We start from the raw sequence: 23,390 nt of genomic DNA on the forward strand, positions 1-23,390 counted from the left end.
ATTCATGTTTGATGAAGGAAAAATTTTACCCGTAGATATAAGTAACGAAATGAAAAAATGTTATATAGATTATGCCATGAGCGTAATTGTAGGTCGTGCCCTGCCTGATGTCCGTGATGGTTTAAAGCCCGTCCATAAAAGGATACTTTATTCAATGTATGAATTGGGGCTGTCTCCGGACAAAGGTTACAGAAAATGTGCCAGAATAGTAGGAGATGTTTTAGGTAAATATCATCCTCATGGAGATTCTGCAGTATATGATGCACTTGTCAGAATGGCACAGGATTTTTCCATTAGATATACATTGGTGGATGGACATGGAAATTTTGGTTCAGTTGATGGTGATAGTGCTGCGGCTATGAGATATACTGAAGCAAGGATGAGTAAAATAACTATAGAAATGCTAAGGGATATTAATAAAAATACAGTTGATTTTGTACCCAATTTTGATGGTGAAGAAAAAGAACCATCAGTTTTACCTTCAAGATTTCCCAATCTTCTTGTAAATGGATCTGCAGGAATAGCCGTTGGAATGGCTACTAACATACCACCACATAACCTTAGGGAAGTTATAGATGGTGTCATTATGCTTATAGATGATCCGAATGCTAGTGTAAGTGAAATTATGACATCAATTAAAGGCCCTGATTTTCCAACAGCTGGAATAATAATTGGAACGTCAGGAATAAAAGATGCTTATGAAACTGGAAGAGGAAAGATTATAGTTAGAGCTAAGGCTGAAATTGAAGAGGAAAATGGAAAAGATAGAATAATAGTAAATGAACTTCCTTATCAAGTAAATAAATCAAAACTTATAGAGAACATAGCAGAACTTGTAAAAGATAAAAGAATTGAAGGAATATCAGACATAAGAGATGAATCTGACAGGGAAGGTATGAGAATAGTTATAGAATTGAAAAGAGATTCAAATTCTAACGTAATACTAAATCAATTGTATAAACATACAAAACTACAAGATACATTTGGAATTATAATGCTTGCCCTTGTAGACAATGTACCGCGTATATTGAATTTAAAGCAGATATTAGAATATTATTTAGATTTTCAAAAAGAAGTAATAAGGAGAAGAACAAAATTTGATTTGGATAAAGCTTTAGCACGTGCACATATTCTTGAAGGATTAAGAATAGCACTTGATCACATAGATGAAGTAATTAATTTAATTAGATCATCAAAAACTACAGAGGATGCTAAAAATGGACTAATGTCAAAGTTTGATTTATCTGAAAAGCAAGCCCAGGCTATTTTAGATATGAGACTTCAAAGGCTTACTGGTCTTGAAAGGGAAAAGATTGAAAATGAGTATAGTGAACTTATGAAGACAATAAGATATCTAAAAGATATACTTGAAGATGAACATTTGTTGCTAAGTATAATAAAAGATGAATTGAATGAAATAAAAAGTAAATATGGAGATGACAGGAGAACAGATATACAATTAAGTAATGACGATATAGATATTGAAGACCTTATCCAAGAGGAAGATGTTGTAATAACGCTTACATATTCTGGATATATAAAGAGAATTGCAGCAAATACTTATTCTTCTCAAAAAAGAGGTGGAAAGGGCATACAGGCTATTACTACAAAAGAAAATGATTTTGTAGAGCATATGTTTATAACATCAACTCATAACCATATATTATTTTTTACAAATAAAGGAAGAGTATATAAATTAAAGGGATATGAAATCCCAGAGGCTGGTAGAACTGCAAAGGGGACTAATTTAGTTAATTTAATACCTATAGATAGAGATGAAAAAATTCAAGCAGTTATAACTTTTAGGGATTTTGATGAGAACAATTACTTTATAATGGGTACAAAAAAAGGTGTAATTAAGAAAACCCAGATAAGTAAATATGCTTCTATAAGAAAAAATGGCCTCAATGCTATAAGTTTAAGAGATGAAGATGAGCTTATAGGTGTTAGAATGACTACAGGAGATAGTGAGGTTATAATATTCACTAGAAACGGTTATGCAATAAGATTTAGTGAAAAAGATGTAAGACCAATGGGTAGAACTGCATCTGGAGTAAAAGCTATAACATTAAGAGATAATGATATAGTGGTAACTATGGATATTGTAGATGAAAATGCGAATGTTTTAGTAATAGGTGAAAATGGGTTTGGAAAGAGAACACCTATATCTGAATATACTCTTCATAGAAGAGGTGGAAAAGGCATTATAACCTATAAAATAACAGATAAGACAGGACCTATTGTAGGAGCAAGAGTTGTAAAGGACGAAGATGAAATAATGCTTATAAACAATAGTAATGTTGCAATAAGGATTAACGTTTCAGATATATCTATAACTAGTAGAAATGCTATGGGAGTAACTCTTATGAGAAATGAAGATGAACAGAAAATAGTTGCAATTGCCAAAATAAATTGTAGTGATGAAATAAAAAAAGATGAATAGTTAAATAATATTTTTATATTGCAAATCTATGCTTGGGCTCAATACTAAGGTTAACTTTGGTATTGAGTCTTTTTAATGTTTGAATTATTATTAATACTAAAAAAATAATAGAAGATTTTAATAAATATATTGACAGTATTTAAATAAGGTGATATTATATAAAAGTCGCAGGAATTGCGACAAGCATTTGAATTTATTTGGAGAAATGATCCTTGAAAATTAAACAGAATAGAAACAAGTGAAAACTTGAAGAAATAAACCAGCAATTCTTTTGGGCTGCAGAGATGCAGCAATGAAGTAAATGAGTAGAGACAAACTTTTAAATTGAGAGTTTGATCCTGGCTCAGGACGAACGCTGGCGGCGTGCCTAACACATGCAAGTCGAGCGAAGGAACCCCTTCGGGGGCGACTTAGCGGCGGACGGGTGAGTAACACGTGGGTAACCTGCCTCAAAGAGGGGGATAGCCTCCCGAAAGGGAGATTAATACCGCATAACACCAGAAATCGCATGAATTCTGGATGAAAGGAGAAATCCGCTTTGAGATGGACCCGCGGCGCATTAGCTAGTTGGTGGGGTAGAAGCCTACCAAGGCAACGATGCGTAGCCGACCTGAGAGGGTGATCGGCCACATTGGAACTGAGATACGGTCCAGACTCCTACGGGAGGCAGCAGTGGGGAATATTGCACAATGGGCGAAAGCCTGATGCAGCAACGCCGCGTGGGTGATGAAGGTCTTCGGATTGTAAAGCCCTGTCTTCTGGGACGATAATGACGGTACCAGAGGAGGAAGCCACGGCTAACTACGTGCCAGCAGCCGCGGTAATACGTAGGTGGCGAGCGTTGTCCGGATTTACTGGGCGTAAAGGGTGCGTAGGCGGATGTTTAAGTGAGATGTGAAATACCCGGGCTTAACCTGGGTGCTGCATTTCAAACTGGATATCTGGAGTGCAGGAGAGGAGAACGGAATTCCTAGTGTAGCGGTGAAATGCGTAGAGATTAGGAAGAACACCAGTGGCGAAGGCGGTTCTCTGGACTGTAACTGACGCTGAGGCACGAAAGCGTGGGTAGCAAACAGGATTAGATACCCTGGTAGTCCACGCCGTAAACGATGAGTACTAGGTGTAGGAGGTATCGACCCCTTCTGTGCCGCAGTAAACACAATAAGTACTCCGCCTGGGAAGTACGATCGCAAGATTAAAACTCAAAGGAATTGACGGGGGCCCGCACAAGCAGCGGAGCATGTGGTTTAATTCGAAGCAACGCGAAGAACCTTACCTGGACTTGACATCCCCTGCATAGCCTGGAGACAGGCGAAGCCCTTCGGGGCAGGGAGACAGGTGGTGCATGGTTGTCGTCAGCTCGTGTCGTGAGATGTTAGGTTAAGTCCTGCAACGAGCGCAACCCTTGTTGTTAGTTGCTAACATTAAGATGAGCACTCTAACGAGACTGCCGCGGTTAACGCGGAGGAAGGTGGGGATGACGTCAAATCATCATGCCCCTTATGTCCAGGGCGACACACGTGCTACAATGGGCAGAACAAAGAGAAGCAATACCGCGAGGTGGAGCGAAACTCAAAAACTGTTCCCAGTTCGGATTGCAGGCTGAAACCCGCCTGCATGAAGCTGGAGTTGCTAGTAATCGCGAATCAGCATGTCGCGGTGAATACGTTCCCGGGCCTTGTACACACCGCCCGTCACACCATGAGAGCTGGCAACACCCGAAGTCCGTAGCCTAACTTAGGAGGGCGCGGCCGAAGGTGGGGTTAGTGATTGGGGTGAAGTCGTAACAAGGTAGCCGTAGGAGAACCTGCGGCTGGATCACCTCCTTTCTAAGGAGAAATGAAACAGTAATACTGTTTCAAAATGTTGGTAGTTTGTTTGAGTTAGTAACTTGTAAAAATTGATAGTAACGAGCAGATTGAGGAAAAACGCGAATGAGGAGCAGAGTTTACCTGTGTAAATGAGCACCGCAGTGAGTGGTTTTGACGAAAAGATGCGAAGTTAATAGAAATTTTTATTCTGTTTAATTTTGAAGGATTATATCCTTCAAAATTGTTGTTCTTTGAAAATTGCACAGTAAGAAAAATAGAAGTCGAAAGACTTCATATTTAAAGTAAAGCTAAGGTTAGAAATAACCTTTGTAGATTATACTTGTCTGTATAATACATTTTATATTTACCGGCAAGCATAAGTGATTAAAAATTGGTAATGACGAGTATGACAAGGAAAAGACCAAATGAGGAGCGGAGTTTACTTATGTAAATGAGCACCGCAGAGAGGTATTTGACGTAGTCATAGGAAGTCAGTAGCAATTTTTTAAAAGGTCAAGCTACAAAGGGCGCATGGTGAATGCCTTGGCACCAGGAGCCGAAGAAGGACGTGATAAGCTGCGATAAGCTTCGGGTAGACGCAAATAGTCTGTGAACCGAAGATTTCCGAATGGGGAAACCCACAGTGGAAGCACTGTACTCCAAGCTGAATAAATAGGGTTGGGGAGGTAAACCCGGGGAACTGAAACATCTAAGTACCCGGAGGAAGAGAAAGAAAAATCGATTTTCTAAGTAGCGGCGAGCGAAAGGGAAAGAGCCCAAACCAGGAACTTGTTCCTGGGGTTCGGACAGACAATGTGAACAATAGGTTAACTGAAGAGAGCTGGAAGGCTCCGCCACAGAAGGTAAAAGCCCTGTAAGTGAAAGCTGAAAAAGTTCTAGTCTGTACCAGAGTACCACGAGACACGAGAAACCTTGTGGGAAAGAGGGAGGACCACCTCCTAAGGCTAAATACTACCTGGTGACCGATAGAGAAGAAGTACCGTGAGGGAAAGGTGAAAAGAACCCCGGAAGGGGAGTGAAATAGAACCTGAAACCGTGTGTCCACAACCGATCGAAGCACTTTTACGTGCGACGATGTGCTTTTTGTAGAACGAGCCAGCGAGTTACGGTATGCAGCAAGGTTAAGCACTTAAGGTGCGGAGCCGAAGGGAAACCGAGTCTTAAAAGGGCGGCTAGTTGCATGCTGTAGACCCGAAACCGGGTGACCTATCCATGGCCAGGTTGAAGCGGAAGTAAAATTCCGTGGAGGACCGAACCACGTTGGTGTTGAAAAACCATGGGATGAGCTGTGGATAGCGGAGAAATTCCAATCGAACTCGGAGATAGCTGGTTCTCCTCGAAATAGCTTTAGGGCTAGCGTCGCCAATGAGTAATGGAGGTAGAGCACTGAATGGGCTAGGGGCTGACAACAGTTACTGAACCCTATCAAACTCCGAATGCCATATACTTGAATGACGGCAGTCAGACTGCGAATGATAAGATCCGCGGTCAAAAGGGAAACAGCCCAGATCATCAGCTAAGGTCCCAAAGTGTAAGTTAAGTGGAAAAGGATGTGGGATTTCGAAGACAACTAGGATGTTGGCTCAGAAGCAGCCACTCATTCAAAGAGTGCGTAACAGCTCACTAGTCGAGAGATCCTGCGCCGAAGATGTCCGGGGCTAAAACTTACCACCGAAGCTATGGACTCGAAAGAGTGGTAGAGGAGCATCCTGTACGGATAGAAGCAGTACCGGAAGGAGCTGTGGACTGTACAGGAGAGAGTATGCTGGCATAAGTAGCGAGAAATAAGTGAGAATCTTATTGGTCGAAGACCTAAGGTTTCCTGGGGAAGGTTCGTCCGCCCAGGGTTAGTCGGGACCTAAGCCGAGGCCGAAAGGCGTAGGTGATGGACAATCGGTTGATATTCCGATACCGCAAACTTGCGTTTGACAGAAGGGATGACGCAGAAGGATAGGATGTGCACACTATTGGATGTGTGTCTAAGCACTGAAGCAGGCCGGAAAGGAAAATCCATCCGGTCAATGCCGGGGTGTTATGGGGATCCAATTATGGAGAAGTATCCGATTTCACACTGCCGAGAAAAGTCTCTATGGAGCAGGTTAGTGCCCGTACCGCAAACCGACACAGGTAGGTGAGGAGAGAATCCTAAGACCATCGGAAGAATTGTTGTTAAGGAACTAGGCAAATTAACTCCGTAACTTAGGGATAAGGAGTGCCCCGAAAGGGGCCGCAGAGAATAGGCTCAAGCAACTGTTTATCAAAAACACAGGTCTCTGCTAAAGCGAAAGCTGAAGTATAGGGGCTGACGCCTGCCCGGTGCTGGAAGGTTAAGGGGAATACTAAGCCGTAAGGCGAAGGTATGAACTTAAGCCCCAGTAAACGGCGGCCGTAACTATAACGGTCCTAAGGTAGCGAAATTCCTTGTCGGGTAAGTTCCGACCCGCACGAATGGCGTAATGATTTGAGCACTGTCTCGACAACAAATCCGGCGAAATTGTAGTGCAAGTGAAGATGCTTGCTACCCGCGATTGGACGGAAAGACCCCGTAGAGCTTTACTGCAGTTTAGCATTGAGTTTCGGTATTGTCTGTACAGGATAGGTGGGAGGTATGGAAACCGGGGCGCCAGCCCTGGCGGAGCCACCCTTGGGATACCACCCTGACAGTACTGGAATTCTAACCGGCGGCCATGAAACTGGTCACGGGACATTGTTAGGCAGGCAGTTTGACTGGGGCGGTCGCCTCCTAAAAAGTAACGGAGGCGCCCAAAGGTTCCCTCAGAAGGGTCGGAAATCCTTCTTAGAGTGCAAAGGCATAAGGGAGCCTGACTGCGACACATACAGGTGGAGCAGGGACGAAAGTCGGGCTTAGTGATCCGGTGGTACCTCGTGGGAGGGCCATCGCTCAACGGATAAAAGCTACCTCGGGGATAACAGGCTGATCTCCCCCAAGAGTTCACATCGACGGGGAGGTTTGGCACCTCGATGTCGGCTCGTCGCATCCTGGGGCTGAAGTAGGTCCCAAGGGTTGGGCTGTTCGCCCATTAAAGCGGCACGCGAGCTGGGTTCAGAACGTCGTGAGACAGTTCGGTCCCTATCCGTCGCGGGCGCAGGAAATTTGAGAGGAGCTGTCCTTAGTACGAGAGGACCGGGATGGACTGACCTCTGGTGCACCAGTTGTTCCGCCAGGAGCATTGCTGGGTAGCTATGTCGGGAAGGGATAAACGCTGAAAGCATCTAAGCGTGAAGCCCACCTCAAGATTAGATTTCCCACAGCGTAAGCTGGTAAGACCCCTCGGAGAACACGAGGTTGATAGGTCAGGGGTGTAAGCATGGCAACATGTTGAGCTGACTGATACTAATAGGTCGAGGGCTTGATCAAAATATATCTTACTGTGCAATTTTCAGAGAACAATAGTATTCCATATGGTATACATATGTTTTCCATATTTAATGATTTATGTCAAATATCTGGTGGTTATGACGTGAAGGTAACACCCCTTCCCATTCCGAACAGGATGGTTAAGCTTCATCGTGCCGAGAGTACTGCAGGGGTAGCCCTGTGGCAGGGTAGGTAGCTGCCGGGTTTTAAATTAGGATCTTTAGCTCAGTTGGTTAGAGCAACCGGCTCATAACCGGTAGGTCTGGGGTTCGAGTCCCTGAAGGTCCACCATATGGGGGTATAGCTCAGCTGGGAGAGCATCTGCCTTGCACGCAGAGGGTCAAGAGTTCGAATCTCTTTATCTCCACCATAAGCGACTAGCAAATATTTGTTAGTCGCTTTTTAAGTTGTATTTATATATGATATAATAAATTAAAAATAATTATAAAGGGGTGTTAAGTTGCTTTTTTATAGGTTGAAGCAATTTTATTGGAATTTATGCTCTAATATAAATGAACATGATATGATTTTTTTGAATAATATCTTAAATGATAATGACTTAAGATTGTTTAATAGATTGTCAATTTCAGAACAAAAACATTCTATTAAAGTAGCTTATGATGTAGAAAAAATCTGCAGTGAGAGAAATATAAATTCAGAATTGCTTTTAAAAGCAGCACTTTTACATGATATAGGTAAAATATTTAAAAGGTTTAATATTATTGATAAATCTATAATGGTTTTACTAGATAAAATTACGAGAAGTAGGATAAAGAAAATTTGTAATTTATCTAAAATGTCTAAAATAAGTGTATACTATAATCATGCTGAGCTTGGAGCAAATTTATTACATAAACTTGGTTATAATGAATACATAATTTATCTAGTGAGAAATCACGACAATAAAAATACATATTATAATATTGAACTTAATATACTTAGATATTGTGATGATATTAATTAGAATATTATTATGGTAATTTTATGGTAATTTTACGGAGTATATTTTAAGTTTTGTGATATAATTATAACTGGTATATGTTTTAAATAGCAGTAATTGGAGGTAATTATGAATTCTGAAAAAAGAAGAATACATATAGAAAATATATTAAAAAGTAATAATAAGCCTCAAAAGGGACATGTTTTAGCAGAAGAATTAGGGGTTACAAGACAGGTTATAGTTAAGGATATAGCTATTTTAAGGGCAGAAGGTAAGAATATTATAGCAACACCAGAAGGATATTTAATTCCTAAAAGTGAGGATAATAGAATTAAACAGGTGATTGCAGTTTCACATAAATCATATGAAATGGAGGATGAACTAACTACAATTGTTAAGTTTGGTGGAGTTGTTGAGGATGTAATAATAGAACATTCAATATATGGTGAAATTAAAGGAATGCTTATGATAAAATCCATATATGATGTTAAAAGTTTTATTTCAAAGGTTAAGGAAACAAATTCAGAACCGCTCCTAGTACTCACAGGTGGAGTACATCTTCATACTATTTCTGCAGAAAGTCCTTTTATTATTGATAATATCAAAAGAGAATTGAAAAATAAAAAATATTTAATTTCTAACTAAATTATGCTTTTTAATAAAATAGTCTAAAATAAAATTTAAAAGAGGTGAATTATTTATGAAAAAAAGAGGAATTATAGGTTCGATAATTTTATTTGGAGTTTTAGGATTAATTGTAGTATTTTTAGATAGAATTGTAAATTTTATAGTAAACATTGAATGGTTTAAAGAAGTAGGATATTTATCTATTTATTTTACACAAATAAAAGCTACATTAAAATTAATGATACCAGCTTTTATAATATGTTTTTTATGTATATGGTTTTATTATAAAAGCATAAGACTTAGTATAATGAAGTATAAAAGGGTTATTGAAGTTAATAAAAATAAAGATAATATTCAAAGAAAAATAGTTATATTTTTGAATATTATTGTATCACTTTTTATTTCTTATTTTTTTTCATCCATTTATTGGTATAGAATTCTACAATTTACAAATTCAGTTCCATTTAATGTTAAAGATCCAATCTTACATTTAGATGTATCTTTTTATGTATTTAAATTACCTCTTATACAATCTATCTATAGCGCTTTAGTAAGTCTACTTATTTTTCTTGGAATATTGACTTTCTTGATTTATATGGCTTTAAATTTAAATGATAGATTTGTATCACAAAAAGATTTTAGAAAAAATTTTAAAAATAAGTTTAATAATTTCGACATTAAGAGTGGTATTACTAGGTTTGCTGGAAAACAATTGGCGGTTTTAGCAGCGCTTATAATGGTATGTGTATCAGTAGGATATTTTTTAAAGTCAGTGAATCTTGTTTACAGTAATAGAGGAGTAACTTTTGGAGCTGGTTATACAGATATACATATAAGTTTTTTCTTTTATATAATTATATGTTTAGTATCAATAATTTCTGCAATTGTAATATTTGTGAGTGTAATCAAATTAAAAATTAAGCCTATTGTAATATCTATATCAATTATTGTAGCTTTGGTTATCATTGAAAATGTATCTTCTGTTGTATTTCAGAATTTTATAGTTAAATCAAATCAAAAAACTTTAGAGCAGCCATATATAAAGCGTAATATTGATTATACGAGAAAAGCATTTAATATTGAAAATGTAGATTCTAAATTTTTTCCTGTTAAAGATACTCTTACAGAAAATGATGTAAAAAATAATATGGATACTATAAACAATATTAGGGTAAATTCATATGCTCCAACTCTTGAGTTTTACAATCAAGTTCAAATTATAAGATATTATTATAACTTTAATAATATAGATATAGATAGATATAATATAAATGGAAAGTTTACACAGGTTTTTTTAGGAGCTAGAGAAATAAATAGCAATTCTATAGATCCTAATACATGGCAGAACAAACATCTTATTTATACACATGGATATGGTATAGTAATGAATAAAGTTAATTCTGTAACTTCGTCTGGTCAACCTAATTTTGTCATAAAGGATATGCCACCTCAAAATTCTACAGATATAAAGATTGATAATCCAAGAATATATTTTGGGGAGAGTACTGATAATTATGCTATAGTAAATACGAAAATAAATGAATTTGATTATCCCAAAGGTAGTAATAATGCTACTAACAAATATGAAGGTAATGCTGGAATAAAAATGAATTTTTTAAATAGAATATTATTTTCACTGAACCAAAAGAGTGTAAATTTTTTACTTTCAAGAGATATAAATAGTCAAAGTAAGATATTAATAAATAGAAATATTAAAGATAGAGTTAAAAAAATAGCTCCATTTTTAAATTATGATTCAGATCCTTATATAGTTATGAGTGGTGGAAAATTGTATTGGGTATTAGATGGATATACTGTTTCAGATAGATACCCATATTCACAACCTCAAAATAATGGAATAAATTATATAAGAAATTCATTTAAAGTAGTGGTAAGTGCTTTGGATGGGACTACTAATTTCTATATTGTGGATAAAAGTGACCCTATAGTTCAAAGCTATTCCAAGATATTTCCCAAACTGTTTAAAGATTTAAATAGCTTATCACCTGATATAAAGGAACACTTTAAGTATCCGGAAGATATGTTTAATATACAATGTAATGTTATTGGAAAATATCATGTTACAGATCCTAGTGTATTTTATAATGGTGAGGATGTATGGGAAGTTGCTAAGAATCAGAAACAGGTTAATGGAAATAAAGATTCTATGGAATCGCCATATGTAGTGATGAAACTTCCTGGTAATGAAAAAGAAGAAATGATTTTACTCCAATATTTGAATATAAGAAATAAAGATAATATGGCAGCTTTATTTGGAGCTAGGATGGATGGAGATAATTATGGAAAGATGGTGTTATATAAATTTCCACCTGAGAAAACCGTATATAGTCCTTATTTATTTAAGCAAAGGTTGAATCAGGATACTACAATATCACAGGAATTATCTCTTTGGAATAAAGATGGTTCTAAAGTACAATTTGGTGATACTATAATAGTGCCAATAAACACCTCTCTTTTATATATAGAGCCAGTATATTTAAGGGCAAGTGGTAAGGACAGTATACCAGAGATGAAAAGGGTAATAGTTTCCTATGGGGATAAAATGTTATTATCTCAAAATATAGATACTGCAATATCAGAGATGTTTAATATCAATCAGGAAGATAATCAAAATAAATTGGATCAAAATAAATCGGACGTAAAAGATATAAATGATAAATCTTCAAAATTAAAGGAAGTGAAAGATTTATATAATAAGGCTTTAGATTCACAAAAAAGCGGAGATTGGGCTAAATATGGTGATTATATAAATCAACTTGGAAAATTGATAGATGAATTGAATAAATAGAATGTTGCTAAGAAGCTGCCTGTAGAAATTTTATGGCGGCTTTTTAAATTAGTATAAATTGTAAATATATCTATGCTTAGTTAGTAAAAGGTAATATAATATAATTGTTATATTAGTAACTAAGGTATAATTATATTTGTTTCTTTGAAAGGAATGTATACTATGGATTATGATGTACTTATCTTAGGTGGAGGTATAATGGGATGTGCAGTTGCCTATGAGCTTTCAAAGTATAGTTTAAATATAGCTTTAATAGAAAAAGATTATGATATAGCAGATGATGTAGCTTTTATAAATTCATCTGTTGTATATGATGGAATTGAGTCTAAAACTGCTTTGTTGTCAAGATTGGAATCTATAGGAAACAGCATTATAAAGGAAATTGCACCTAAATTTAATATAAATTTTATAAAAAAAGGTTACCTTATAATTGCAGATAATAAAAAAGATGAAGAAAAATTGATAAAAATGTATCATAGAGCATTAAAAAGAGGAATTAAAGATATATATTTATTGGATGAAAATCAGATTTCACAAATTGAGCCTAATTTAAATATAAAAGTAAAAAGAGCTATATATTCTAAAAATACGGGTATTATATCACCGTATGATCTTGCCATATCTTATGGAGAAGTTGCATCTGATAATGGGGTTAATTTTAAATTAGGGGAAGAGGTATTGGATATACAATTTATGTCTAAGGGATTTAGAGTTTTAACAAATAAAAATAAGTTTACATGTAGTATGGTATTAAATACTATTCCAAGAGATGGATATAGTATAGAAAGTGGAATTAATATGAAAAGAAAAGTGGGATACATAAATTATTTTTTAATAGAAAATATTGGGAATAAATATGATAATGTTTTATCTAGTTTAGGGAAAAATGGTGAAAGAGTATATGTTATTTCAACTAATAATAATTCATTAATGTTAGGAGTAACTACAAATAATGAAATAGGTTATGTTCAAGGGTTAAAAATAATAGAAAAATATTTTGGAAAAATAGATGAAAATAAGATAAGTGTATTTTATAAATCTAAATACTATAATGATGATCTTATTATAGATGACAGCTTGGTTGATAAAGGCTATATAAAGGTTGTTGAGAAAAATTGGGGACAAATAACTATGTCTCCATCAATTGCAAGAATAGTATGTGAAACTATAGTTAATAATTTAAATTGTATCCTTAAAAAGGATTTTGTAGATAAAAGAAGAGAATTTTATAGATTTAAGAATATGTCAAATGAGGAAAGAAATCAGATAATAAAATTAAATAGAAAATATGGTAAAATAATATGCTATTGCCAAGAGGTTACGGAAGGTGAGATTGTAGATTCAATAAGAAGACCTCTCGGTGCACGTACTATAGAAGGTATAAAGAGGAGAACAGGAGCTACTTTTGGAAATTGTATGGGGTCACAGTGCCTTTATAAGATAGCCTCTATATTAGCAAGGGAAACTAATAAAAATATGACAGATATAGTTAAAGATTCAAAAGACTCAAAAATAATACTAAGCAGGATAAAGGAATTTGATGAAATTTAATGTTGGTAGGTGGATAGAGATATGTTTAATGATAAGAGTGATATATTTACAAGTATTGTTAGGATAAAAGGAGCTAATTGTAATGTAGTTCCGGTTAAAAGTACTGAACCTATAAATAAAAATTTATGGATAGAATGTTCTAAAGCGTTAAGTAGAATTCATGTGGGGGCACCTATAAGTGTAGGTGATATAATTTGTAAAAATATACTTAATACAAAAGTGGATATAGTTTCTACTAAAACTATAGTAATACTAAAATGATTTGACTGTATAATTTATATAATATATAATTAAATAGTTAGGATATCTGATATCAAATTAGATTTCCTGTTTTGATGTGCGCTAGTAGCTCAGTTGGATAGAGCAGTTGGCTACGAACCAGCGTGCCGGGGGTTCGAATCCTCTCTAGCGCACCATAAACCGTTGAAAACACTAAGTTTCAGCGGTTATTATTTTATTCAATTTTAGAGTTTTTCCTCAATTTTCCTTTCAAAGCTTTAGGCGAGAGTTATTTCATGTTAAGTATAAAATTTATTTTTTATTTATTTTTAATATATTTTAATTACACTTTTATATTTTACAATTTTAAATAAATATAGCAAATAGATTGTTTTGAGGAGGAGATTACATTGGTGCAAAAAGTACTTGAAGTAAAAGGCATTTTTAAAAGAAGAGGGAAAATGCAAGTGTTAAAAGACAATTCTTTTTCTATAGATGCAGGTGAAATTTGTGGACTTGTGGGAAGAAATGGTGCTGGAAAGACTACTTTGATTAAAATAATAACCGGCATGTTGTTTCCAGATGAAGGTGAAATTATAATATGCGGGGAAGATCTTAAAACTAAAAGAGAAGAAGCACTTCAGAAGGTGGGAGCTATAGTGGAAACACCGGAGTTTTATGGCTACATGACAGGAAGACAAAACTTAAATTATATAGCCAGCATAATGGTAAATGTTACAAAAGATAAGATAGAAGAGGTTATAAAATATTCTAAATTAGGTGCTAAAATTGACAAAAAAGTAAAAACATATTCTCTGGGAATGAAACAGAGACTTGGTATTGCCCAGGCTCTTATGGGACACATATCCCTTTTGATATTGGATGAACCAACAAATGGTTTGGATCCTATCGGGGTTGTGGAACTTAAAAATACCATAAATACTTTAGCTAAAAAGAAGGGAGTAAGTGTTTTTATATCCTCACATATTTTAAGTGAAATAGAAAGTATATGTACAAAGGTTGTTTTTATAGATAAAGGTAAAATTGTGGGCGTTGAAAAGATAGGCAGCAAAGCTGAAAGTTGCTCTGATTTAAAGCAAAATCTTGAAGATAAATTTATAAAGATGATGGAGAAAAGTGGTGATGAATAAATATGTATGGGAGGAGCTAAAAAGAATAGTCATTAAAAAGAAAATCTGGATTGCTTTTATTCTTATGTTTATAGTTATATTTGGGCTGGGAAGTACTTTGAAAACAAATACATTGGAAGTGCAGATTCAAAAATATAAAGCTCTTCTTGTGAACCAAAAAATTGGCATGGATAAAGCTGATTCAAAATTGAAAAAAGCAGAATTTTCCAGAGATATAGTAAGTACTCAGAAGGAAATAAAAGATAAAGAAGAACAGCTGAATGAAATAAAAAATTATGATAGATCAAAATTGGATGGACAAATTCAAAAATTGGAAATGGAAAATAACTATGAAAATGAATATAGGATACTTCAATTGAAATATGAAAAAAATCATAATATAGAAAAAAGTGAGCTTATACCAAAGGGCATGTATTCAGCTATGGAAATTCTGGCATATTTTATACCGGTGTTTTTTTTACTTATTCTCATTGTATTTTTGTCGGACATAGTGTCTGGAGATTATTCCCCAAATACAATTAAAAATTTGGTTACGAAACCTATTTCAAGGAAGAAAATTATTATATCCAAATTTGTTGCTTCCATGATTTTAAGTGCAGGTACTTTGATTATAAGTGTCATAATATTTATACTGGAAGCTGGAATTCATCTGGGATTTTCAGATTATAGATTGCCTTTTGATGTAGGTGCAAAGTATGTTTTTGACAGTTCTCTTACGTTAAGTCCAATGGCTTCACAGATGAGATATGTAAATGGAAGCAGATCAATTATTCCCCTCTGGACTGCAATTGTTGAATTGGTGTTTATTATAATAATTGTTTCAGCGGCTATTATATCGATAATTCTGTTCATATCGGTTTTCTGTAGAAATTCACTTGTTTCCTCCCTTGTAAGTTTTATGTTAGTTGGAGGAACGGCTGTCTGGTACATTTTTGGTTTTGCAGGCAGATATGTTGTATCAGCAAAATACGGGATCTTTGTAAAATTTCTACCTGTTCCATATATAGTTGATGCAGTAGGGACTTTAGGCGGTGATATTTCTGTTCAACTTACCAGCAGTATAAATGTGTTTTTCGTATTGATGATCTGTTTGGTATGGACTTTAGTCATGCTGTTTTTAAGCAGCTATGTTTTTGGTAAAAGGGATTTTGATTGAAAATCCAAAGTGCTATAATTTTAAGTTGGGTGATTGTTTTGAAGGAAAATATATTGATAATAGATGATGACAATGACATAAGGAATATGCTTGTAAATTATTTTCAAAAGGAAGGTTATCCGGTATATAATGCTTCTGACGGAGAGAAAGGGCTGCAAATTTTAAAGTCCAAGTCAGTTTCCTTGATAATTTTGGACATTATGATGCCTAAAATGGATGGATATACCATGCTGTCTGAACTCAGAGAATTCTCAAATCTGCCTGTTATACTTCTCACTGCAAAAGGCCAGCAAATGGACAAGATAAAGGGATTTATAGCTGGATGTGATGATTATATAGTAAAGCCCTTTGATTTTACAGAACTTTCATTAAGGGTGTTAGCTATACTTAGAAGATCTAAAATCGGTAATGACATGCAAAACCACATATTGAAAATTAGGGATATAGAAATAAATACTATGGAACATACAGTAAAAAAAGATAATGTGGAGATTGTGCTTACTCCAAAGGAATATGAGATTTTATACACACTAGCATCAAATAGAGGATGGGTATATTCCACAAGAATGCTCTATGAGATAATTTGGAAGGATACCTTTTTGGAAAATGACAACACTGTAACCATGCATATTAAGAATCTGAGAGAAAAACTGGGTGACAGTGTAAAGCAGGGTAAATATATAAAAACTATATGGGGAGTAGGTTATAAGATTGAAAAGAATATTTAAATTAAGGAGTGAGCTGGCTTTTTCTGCAGTTATTTCAGTAATTATATCTATTATACTTGCAGTTTTTTTGAGGGAGTTTGTGCTTGGCTCTTTTTTGAACAATTATAATGATACCCCTGAATATGTGTATGAGAATATGATTGCTCCAGTAGAACGGAATTTGAAAGGTATGAATATTAATGATTTAGGAAAACTACAGAAATATATGAATAAAGAGTATAGTATGACCTATTTTATTTTTATAGTGAGAAAAGATGGAAAGGTGATAGCTTCGAACAATAGAGAAATTAAAAATATAGATAATAATCAGATTGAAAATGGAAAAAGATCATTTAAATTTTTAAATGTCAATAGGGATAATTTGGTAAAAATAACCAGATGCGATTATCTAAAAGACGGGTATTATCTGTATTATATATATACCGGTTATGGTAAATTGGATAATAGCAATATTGTAGGTACAATGGCAATTTTAATCTTCATAATTGTATTTTTCCTACTCATATGGAGACGTATATCTTATATATCTGAAATAAAATCAACAGTTAGTGGTATTGCTGAGGGTAATTTATCCAATAGAGTCCCACTTAAATATAAAAATGAACTTAGGGAATTGTCTGAAAACATAAATTATATGGCTTCAAAAATAGAAAAGGAAGAGAAAAACAGGAATGAATTTTTTACCAATATATCTCATGATCTGAGAACGCCTTTAACCACTATACTGGGATATATAGATATGATTAAAAGTGGTAAATATGATTCAGAGAATGAGTTCAATAATTATATAGATATAATACACAAAAAAGGATTGTATTTAAAGAATATGCTGGATGATTTTTTTGAATATTCAAAACTGGCTTCTAATGACATAATACTGGAAAAACAACAGCTGCAGTTAAATGAACTGGCAAGGCAGGTGGCTGAAGAAGAGGAAGAGGAATTTATACAGAGAGGTTTGAAGCTTTACCTCAAATTACCTCAGGAATCCATTGGTATCAAAGTAGATCCCAATTTGTTTTTAAGGGCAGTAAATAATCTTTTAAATAATGCGCTTAAGTATTCCAAAGGTGGTACAATTGTTGAATTCAATATAGGTAAGGAAGAATATAATGACAATTTTTATACAGTGATTTCAGTGTCAAATATTCCTGAAGTTCCAGTTAGTGATGAAAATATAGAGAATTTTTTTGAAAGACTGTATAAAAATGATTTGTCCAGAAAAAAAGAAGGCAGTGGTCTTGGATTGTCCATTGTAAGAGAAATAGTTAAACATCATGGTGGATTTATAAAAGCATATAAAGAAAATCATAAATTAATTTTTAAGTTATATATACCTTATTCCAATCTTCTCTCCTATTAACACTTTTGTTTCATAACCAATTTCTGTCTGTTTGAGTATATCCCTATCAATTAGGATTTTGTTTTTTTCAAATAATAAAATTAAAGTTGATCCACCAAATTTGAAATATCCTTTTTCGTCACCTTTGCAAATTTTTTTATAAGGATGATAAGTTTGTATTATGGAACCTACACAAGTTGCACCTATTTCTACATAAAGTATATCCCCAAAATTATAAGAATGAAAAATACTCCACTGTCTTTCATTTTGACAGAATAAATTTGGAATTTTTTTCAACGCTAAAGGATTTACTGAATAATAATAACCATTAATTTTTTTTATAGTATCGCATATACCATTATCTATAAAATGAAATCTGTGATAATCAGTAGGAGCAAGTCTTAATACGATTAAACTTCCAGAATTAAATTTTTCAGTATTGTTTTTATCTTTAATCAAGTCGTATAGTTTGTATGTAAGTCCTTTTATTTGTAGTATTTTGTTTAAATCTACGTTTGAATAGGCTAAAAGTCTGCCATCCCCTGGAGAAATCAAATTATTACTATTTTGATCAATAGGCCTTGCAATTTTCTTTAGCTTTCGTGTAAAGAAGTCATTAAAGTTTTTAAATTCATTTTGATTTTTAATAGATTCATTCATGTCTATATTGAAATCCGTAATAAATCTATTTATTCTTTTTTTGCTAAATATACTATTGCAAAAGTATCCATATAATTTGGAAAAAATTTTTTTCTTAATTATAATATTTAAAAGTTTCATTCCAACAGGAGAAGAATAGGTCCATTTTAAATATCTATCACCTGCAATTTGTTCTATTTCATATTTTTTTGATTTTCTATTATAGTATTTTATCATTATAGATAACCTCTGATATTATAGTAATTTTTATGTATAATATGATTAATTTATTTATAACTATAGATTTTAATTGCTGTTTATATTAAAATTATTATTGAAATAAGATAAATAAGTCATTGTAGTATTTGAATATTGTAATATAATTAAGTAGTTATACTGACTGGTGAATCAATATATAATAAAATCTGGAGTGGTATCTATGAGTAATACTAAGACTTTAATTTTTAAATCAGCTATAAGGATATTTTCTAAAAATGGTTACAATGGAGCTACAATGGATGCAATAGCTGCTGATGCTGGTGTTGCTAAAGGAACTCTATATTATCATTTCAAAAGTAAAGAGGAGATATTTAAATATATAATACAGGAAGGAATGAATATTGTAAAGAATGAAATAGAGGATATAGCCAATAATGAGCAAGATTCTCTTTCTAAACTTAAAGTTTTGTGTAAGACTCAGCTTGGATTAGTATATGAAATAAAGGATTTTTTTAGAGTAATAATGAGCCAACTTTGGGGTCAGGAAACAAGACAGTATGAACTAAGAGATGCTATAAATAGTTATATTCTATACATACAAAAATATTTGGATGATGCTATAAAGGAAGGATTTATAAAAAATGGTGATACTTATTCTATGGCATATGCATTATTTGGTACAATATGTTCTCTTTCTGTATATGAACTTACGAATAGTAGTAAAGAACATTTAAATAGTGACAAAAAAAATTATAATGATATGGTTGATAATATTATAAATTATGTATTAAATGGTATAATAAAGTGATCATTATAGAGTAAAAGAATTTATTAGCATTCTTTTACTTTATAATTTACCAGATTTTATTATTGATATTATTATTATTAAACTTAGAGCAAGGGAGATTATCATTCCTGTAAATCCTAATAAGGGTACATTATAAATTTTAGGATTTATGTTAGAATTTAAAATTAAAGATGAACTTATTAGCATGGAACATGATATAAGTGATATTGATAGCCTATTTGTCATTTTATTCAGTTGTTTTATAGAATTGTCTATTTTACTAAACTTAAGCTCAAGTTTAGCTCTTCCATTTAAAATACCATCAATTAATTCTACTATTTTTTTAGGAATCCTTACTGAGTTTTTAGCAAAATTATAATAGTTTATCAACGTATCATCCAAATTAAAGCTATTTAAAAAATAGGATTTGTTACTGCTTTTGACAAAAGGTATGGCAATATCCAGAATCTGAATTTCAGGGGCTATTTCACTTACTATTCCTTCTACTATAATAAAACTTTTTACCAAGAGTATTAAATCTTTAGGCAATTTTATATTATTATTTTTGGCACATTCAAAAATCTGTGTCATTAAAGCAGAAATTTTTATATTTTCAAGTGAAGTAGATAAATAATTGTCAAGAAGCGTGTTTATATCATCGTACAATCTGTTTTTATCTACAATGCCTTTCTTTATGCCTATGGACATAATTGTTGATACAAGTGTGTCTAGGTCCTTATATACTATTGAAATAATTATTTTATTTAAACATTTTTTTAGATAATGAGATATATTGCCCATTATTCCAAAGTCCAAAAAACATATTTTATTTTTCTGTATTAATAGATTGCCTGGATGTGGATCGGCATGAAAAAAGCCATCAGTAAAAACTTGTTTAAAAAAAGAAGTCGCAAGTTTTTTCCCAAGATCATCTAAGTCATAACCACCTTTATTTAGTAATTCTATATTATTTATTTTAAAGCCATTAATTTTTTCCATAGTTATCACTTTGCTTTTACATAAATTTTCTACTAAATACGGTACATGACAAAATGCAACATTGCTATTTAATCTTTTGAATTTTATCATGTTTTTTACTTCCAAATCAAAATTGAGTTCTTGGCTTGTAGAAAATTTTAATTCATCAATAGCTTCTTCTGGATCAATTATTAAATTTTTAAATTTATTCTTGGTGAGTTTTATTATTTTATAAAGTATGGATATATCAGTTTCCATCTTTTCTTTAATGTTAGGTCTCTGAATTTTTACTATTACATGTCTACCATCATTTAAAATGGCATTATGAACTTGTGCAATAGATGCAGAAGCAAAAGGATGTTCATCAAATTTAAAAAAACATTCCTCTATATTTTTATTGAAGTCACTGAAAAAAACCTTATTTATATCTTCAAATTTTTCCGGCGGCACGTCATCTTGAAGTTTTGAGAGTTGATCAATGAATTTTGAAGGTAGTATATCTGGTCTTGAACTAAGAATTTGGCCTATTTTAATAAAAGTAGGACCAAGTTCTTCAAAAGCCATTCTCAAGTTTTCAGGTGATTTTTTTCCCCTGGTACTTACGAATTTAAATCCATATTTTCCTAATACCTTCACAATTTCTTTAAAACGTTTGGATGATTTTTCTTGCATTTTATAGAATAATAACTAAAGTCCAAATGGACTCTAGTTATTATTTACTTTTTCCTCTATCTTTTTTAATCTCTCATTTATAGATGCTATGTCTTCTTTTGAAGCAAAATTTAAGGTGTTTAGTATAGAAAGAAGTTCTTCTCTATTTAAAGGTTTAATTTGATCTTTTTTTGCAGAAACATTTTTCTTCAGTTCTTCAGATAACTGTTTTCCTTCTTCTACAGTAATTTTTCCTTTTTGTACCATTTCATCAATTAATTTTACCGCTTTTTCATAGGTATATGCTGCAGAACCGACTCCAGCTAGGAATAAATTTTTTAATTCATTTAACATAGTTCATACCTCCTTATTTATATTGGTATCTATAAAATTTACAAAAAAATTGACAACGATAGTAATATATAATAGAATGTTAAAGTAAAAGCAATTTATGCACTCGTAGCTCAGTAGGATAGAGCAGCGGTTTCCTAAACCGCGTGCCGGAGGTTCGACTCCTCTCGGGTGCACCAGATATAAGCAACTAATGTATTCCTGTAAATTGGATTTGCAGGATTTTTTATATGAAAATTAATAGTTTTTATAGCTTAAGTTTAAATGAAAATGGTAGAAGTTTCAATATAATATATAGAAAGTTAACATTATAATAATATATGGAGATAAAATGGATTTTATGCAGGAAGCAATAAAAGAAGCTAATTATGCATTAAAACTAGGAGAAGTACCCGTAGGTGCTGTGATAGTTAGGGATAAAAAGATAATAGCAAAAGCCCATAATCTTAAGGAGACATTAAAGGATGTTACCTGTCATGCTGAAATACTTGCCATAAAAGCTGCTTCTGAAAAAATAGGAAATTGGAGGTTAAGTGGATGCAGTATGTATGTAACTTTAGAACCGTGTCCCATGTGTGCAGGAGCTATAGTCCAATGCAGAATGAACAAACTTTATATAGGAACTTTCAATCCTACTTTTGGCTCTTGCGGATCTGTTTTAAATTTGGTTCAAAATAACAGTATTAATAGTTTTGTAGATGTTAAGTGGGTTTATAACGACTGCTGCAGTAATATTTTAGAAAAATTTTTTAAATCCAAAAGATAGAATAATTAGTTTGATTTATTTATTTTACTTTTGTATAATAAACTAGTGGGATTTTGGAGAGATCTCCGAGAGTTCTAAGGTGATTGACTCTGAATCATATGATTATGAATAGAGGATTACCGATTATGTAATAAATTAAATATGGAAGCGTATCGAAGTGGTCATAACGGGCCTGACTCGAAATCAGGTAGACGGCAACGTCTCGTGGGTTCGAATCCCACCGCTTCCGCCAGATGTAAAACCCAGTGCTGATTAATAAGAGATAAATTGATGTATTTGGAGGTATAGCTCAGCTGGTTAGAGTGTACGGTTCACATCCGTAAGGTCGAGGGTTCGAGCCCCCCTGTCTCCACCAAAAACAAACGTTAATATTGATACAATATTAATGAGTCAAAAAAGGCTGTCGTACTAAAAAAACTAGTGAGGCAGTTTTTTTGCGTAAAAAATAAGTCTCCCACTCGGAAGAGTGAAGGATTTAATAAATTTGTATTCGACTTACTTACGTATAAGGCAGAATCAGGCAACACCATATCAGATGCTGAAGATTGTACTTTACTCTTACATGAATCACAATTACTCATCAAGAACTATGGGATTTCGCAGATTTCTAAGCAAAGGTAAGAATAATGTTTTATCTGAAAGTATTTTATTGGCAATGGCACATAATATAAATAAGTTACTTCATTTGGCGGCATGTTATAATCTATAGTAATGTAGTATTAATGGATAGAAGTATTGTAAATTACCACAGGGGTTTTCAATGTGAAGCTAAGGATGCTGTCACATTTTTAAAATAATGTTGTGAAAAACTTAAATTATACT

At 33.3% G+C, this 23,390-nt stretch carries 15 protein-coding genes, 6 tRNA genes, 3 rRNA genes and 1 pseudogene; 22 read left to right on the forward strand and 3 right to left on the reverse strand.

The window, feature by feature from the left end; genetic code table 11:
• Nucleotides 1-4 precede the first annotated feature (4 nt).
• The 16 genes and pseudogenes from gyrA (at nt 5) to ACSVC9_RS14765 (ending at nt 18,198) form a co-directional block, all read left to right on the forward strand.
• Nucleotides 5-2,443 (forward strand): DNA gyrase subunit A, encoded by a 2,439-nt coding sequence (gene gyrA / locus ACSVC9_RS14690; protein ID WP_446898174.1) that lies wholly within the window; start codon nt 5-7, stop codon nt 2,441-2,443.
• Between the two features lie 320 nt (nt 2,444-2,763).
• Nucleotides 2,764-4,272, forward strand: a 16S ribosomal RNA gene (locus ACSVC9_RS14695).
• A 493-nt stretch (nt 4,273-4,765) separates the two neighbouring features.
• Nucleotides 4,766-7,654: ribosomal RNA gene (locus ACSVC9_RS14700) — 23S ribosomal RNA — on the forward strand.
• Between the two features lie 88 nt (nt 7,655-7,742).
• Nucleotides 7,743-7,859, forward strand: a 5S ribosomal RNA gene (gene rrf / locus ACSVC9_RS14705).
• The 16S, 23S and 5S rRNA genes sit together here with 2 tRNA genes alongside, the layout of an rRNA operon.
• A gap of 9 nt (nt 7,860-7,868) precedes the next feature.
• A tRNA-Ile gene (locus ACSVC9_RS14710) sits at nt 7,869-7,945 on the forward strand.
• A 3-nt stretch (nt 7,946-7,948) separates the two neighbouring features.
• Nucleotides 7,949-8,024, forward strand: a tRNA-Ala gene (locus ACSVC9_RS14715).
• 153 nt (nt 8,025-8,177) lie between these two features.
• Nucleotides 8,178-8,618 carry an HDIG domain-containing metalloprotein gene (locus ACSVC9_RS14720; RefSeq protein ID WP_446898175.1) on the forward strand — a complete coding sequence of 147 codons (441 nt, stop codon included), beginning with the start codon at nt 8,178-8,180 and terminating at the stop codon, nt 8,616-8,618.
• Nucleotides 8,619-8,723: 105 nt separating this feature from the next.
• The gene (locus ACSVC9_RS14725; protein WP_446898176.1) at nt 8,724-9,239 is read left to right on the forward strand and encodes a 3H domain-containing protein; all 516 of its coding nucleotides are present in this window, start codon (nt 8,724-8,726) and stop codon (nt 9,237-9,239) included.
• Nucleotides 9,240-9,294: 55 nt separating this feature from the next.
• Nucleotides 9,295-12,030 carry a UPF0182 family protein gene (locus ACSVC9_RS14730; protein WP_446898177.1) on the forward strand — a complete coding sequence of 912 codons (2,736 nt, stop codon included), beginning with the start codon at nt 9,295-9,297 and terminating at the stop codon, nt 12,028-12,030.
• A 162-nt stretch (nt 12,031-12,192) separates the two neighbouring features.
• The gene (locus ACSVC9_RS14735; protein ID WP_446898178.1) at nt 12,193-13,581 is read left to right on the forward strand and encodes an FAD-dependent oxidoreductase; all 1,389 of its coding nucleotides are present in this window, start codon (nt 12,193-12,195) and stop codon (nt 13,579-13,581) included.
• Between the two features lie 21 nt (nt 13,582-13,602).
• A complete protein-coding gene (locus ACSVC9_RS14740) occupies nt 13,603-13,842 on the forward strand; it encodes a DUF1667 domain-containing protein (RefSeq protein ID WP_446898179.1) in 240 nt (79 codons plus the stop codon).
• 78 nt (nt 13,843-13,920) lie between these two features.
• A tRNA-Arg gene (locus ACSVC9_RS14745) sits at nt 13,921-13,997 on the forward strand.
• Nucleotides 13,998-14,261: 264 nt separating this feature from the next.
• Nucleotides 14,262-14,853 (forward strand): annotated as a pseudogene (locus ACSVC9_RS14750) (ABC transporter ATP-binding protein); the annotation flags it as partial.
• Nucleotides 14,854-14,943: 90 nt separating this feature from the next.
• Nucleotides 14,944-16,107, forward strand: coding sequence for an ABC transporter permease subunit (locus ACSVC9_RS14755; RefSeq protein ID WP_446898180.1), 1,164 nt, complete (start codon nt 14,944-14,946; stop codon nt 16,105-16,107).
• A gap of 38 nt (nt 16,108-16,145) precedes the next feature.
• Nucleotides 16,146-16,835, forward strand: coding sequence for a response regulator transcription factor (locus ACSVC9_RS14760; RefSeq protein WP_446898181.1), 690 nt, complete (start codon nt 16,146-16,148; stop codon nt 16,833-16,835).
• Nucleotides 16,819-18,198 carry a sensor histidine kinase gene (locus ACSVC9_RS14765; RefSeq protein ID WP_446898182.1) on the forward strand — a complete coding sequence of 460 codons (1,380 nt, stop codon included), beginning with the start codon at nt 16,819-16,821 and terminating at the stop codon, nt 18,196-18,198. The genes ACSVC9_RS14760 and ACSVC9_RS14765 overlap by 17 nt, the downstream gene beginning before the upstream one ends.
• Here the strand turns inward: ACSVC9_RS14765 and ACSVC9_RS14770 are convergent.
• Nucleotides 18,163-19,053: a phosphatidylserine decarboxylase gene (locus tag ACSVC9_RS14770; protein ID WP_446898183.1), complete on the reverse strand. Its 891-nt coding sequence runs from the start codon at nt 19,051-19,053 to the stop codon at nt 18,163-18,165. The two genes, ACSVC9_RS14765 and ACSVC9_RS14770, sit on opposite strands and share 36 nt — an antisense overlap.
• A 202-nt stretch (nt 19,054-19,255) precedes the next feature.
• Here ACSVC9_RS14770 and ACSVC9_RS14775 point away from each other — a divergent pair, with 202 nt between their 5' ends.
• A complete protein-coding gene (locus tag ACSVC9_RS14775; protein ID WP_446898184.1) occupies nt 19,256-19,843 on the forward strand; it encodes a TetR/AcrR family transcriptional regulator in 588 nt (195 codons plus the stop codon).
• A 39-nt stretch (nt 19,844-19,882) separates the two neighbouring features.
• Here ACSVC9_RS14775 and ACSVC9_RS14780 read toward each other — a convergent pair whose 3' ends face one another.
• Complete coding sequence (locus ACSVC9_RS14780; protein WP_446898185.1) at nt 19,883-21,472, reverse strand: ABC1 kinase family protein; 1,590 nt, start codon at nt 21,470-21,472, stop codon at nt 19,883-19,885.
• 33 nt (nt 21,473-21,505) lie between these two features.
• Nucleotides 21,506-21,805: a phasin family protein gene (locus ACSVC9_RS14785; RefSeq protein WP_446898186.1), complete on the reverse strand. Its 300-nt coding sequence runs from the start codon at nt 21,803-21,805 to the stop codon at nt 21,506-21,508.
• A 99-nt stretch (nt 21,806-21,904) separates the two neighbouring features.
• Here ACSVC9_RS14785 and ACSVC9_RS14790 point away from each other — a divergent pair.
• The 5 genes from ACSVC9_RS14790 to ACSVC9_RS14810 all read left to right on the forward strand — a co-directional run bounded on the left by ACSVC9_RS14790 (nt 21,905) and on the right by ACSVC9_RS14810 (nt 23,277).
• A tRNA-Arg gene (locus ACSVC9_RS14790) sits at nt 21,905-21,981 on the forward strand.
• Between the two features lie 152 nt (nt 21,982-22,133).
• Nucleotides 22,134-22,568, forward strand: coding sequence for a nucleoside deaminase (locus ACSVC9_RS14795; protein WP_446898187.1), 435 nt, complete (start codon nt 22,134-22,136; stop codon nt 22,566-22,568).
• 143 nt (nt 22,569-22,711) lie between these two features.
• Nucleotides 22,712-22,800: transfer RNA gene (locus tag ACSVC9_RS14800), tRNA-Ser, on the forward strand.
• A gap of 46 nt (nt 22,801-22,846) precedes the next feature.
• Nucleotides 22,847-22,923, forward strand: a tRNA-Val gene (locus tag ACSVC9_RS14805).
• A 111-nt stretch (nt 22,924-23,034) separates the two neighbouring features.
• Nucleotides 23,035-23,277 carry a hypothetical protein gene (locus ACSVC9_RS14810; protein WP_446899885.1) on the forward strand — a complete coding sequence of 81 codons (243 nt, stop codon included), beginning with the start codon at nt 23,035-23,037 and terminating at the stop codon, nt 23,275-23,277.
• The last annotated feature ends 113 nt before the right edge of the window (nt 23,278-23,390 follow it).

Source organism: Clostridium sp. LBM24168, assembly GCF_052953915.1.

What these genes read in the sequence shown, in the direction of transcription:
- ACSVC9_RS14740 (WP_446898179.1), top strand. Translation starts at nt 13,603, where the DNA reads ATGTTTAATGATAAGAGTGATATATTTACAAGTATTGTTAGGATAAAA.
- ACSVC9_RS14730 (WP_446898177.1), top strand. Translation starts at nt 9,295, where the DNA reads ATGAAAAAAAGAGGAATTATAGGTTCGATAATTTTATTTGGAGTTTTA.
- ACSVC9_RS14775 (WP_446898184.1), top strand. Translation starts at nt 19,256, where the DNA reads ATGAGTAATACTAAGACTTTAATTTTTAAATCAGCTATAAGGATATTT.
- ACSVC9_RS14780 (WP_446898185.1), bottom strand. Translation starts at nt 21,472, where the DNA reads ATGCAAGAAAAATCATCCAAACGTTTTAAAGAAATTGTGAAGGTATTA.
- ACSVC9_RS14785 (WP_446898186.1), bottom strand. Translation starts at nt 21,805, where the DNA reads ATGTTAAATGAATTAAAAAATTTATTCCTAGCTGGAGTCGGTTCTGCA.
- ACSVC9_RS14720 (WP_446898175.1), top strand. Translation starts at nt 8,178, where the DNA reads ATGATTTTTTTGAATAATATCTTAAATGATAATGACTTAAGATTGTTT.
- ACSVC9_RS14735 (WP_446898178.1), top strand. Translation starts at nt 12,193, where the DNA reads ATGGATTATGATGTACTTATCTTAGGTGGAGGTATAATGGGATGTGCA.
- ACSVC9_RS14755 (WP_446898180.1), top strand. Translation starts at nt 14,944, where the DNA reads ATGAATAAATATGTATGGGAGGAGCTAAAAAGAATAGTCATTAAAAAG.
- ACSVC9_RS14795 (WP_446898187.1), top strand. Translation starts at nt 22,134, where the DNA reads ATGGATTTTATGCAGGAAGCAATAAAAGAAGCTAATTATGCATTAAAA.
- ACSVC9_RS14725 (WP_446898176.1), top strand. Translation starts at nt 8,724, where the DNA reads ATGAATTCTGAAAAAAGAAGAATACATATAGAAAATATATTAAAAAGT.
- gyrA (WP_446898174.1), top strand. Translation starts at nt 5, where the DNA reads ATGTTTGATGAAGGAAAAATTTTACCCGTAGATATAAGTAACGAAATG.
- ACSVC9_RS14770 (WP_446898183.1), bottom strand. Translation starts at nt 19,053, where the DNA reads ATGATAAAATACTATAATAGAAAATCAAAAAAATATGAAATAGAACAA.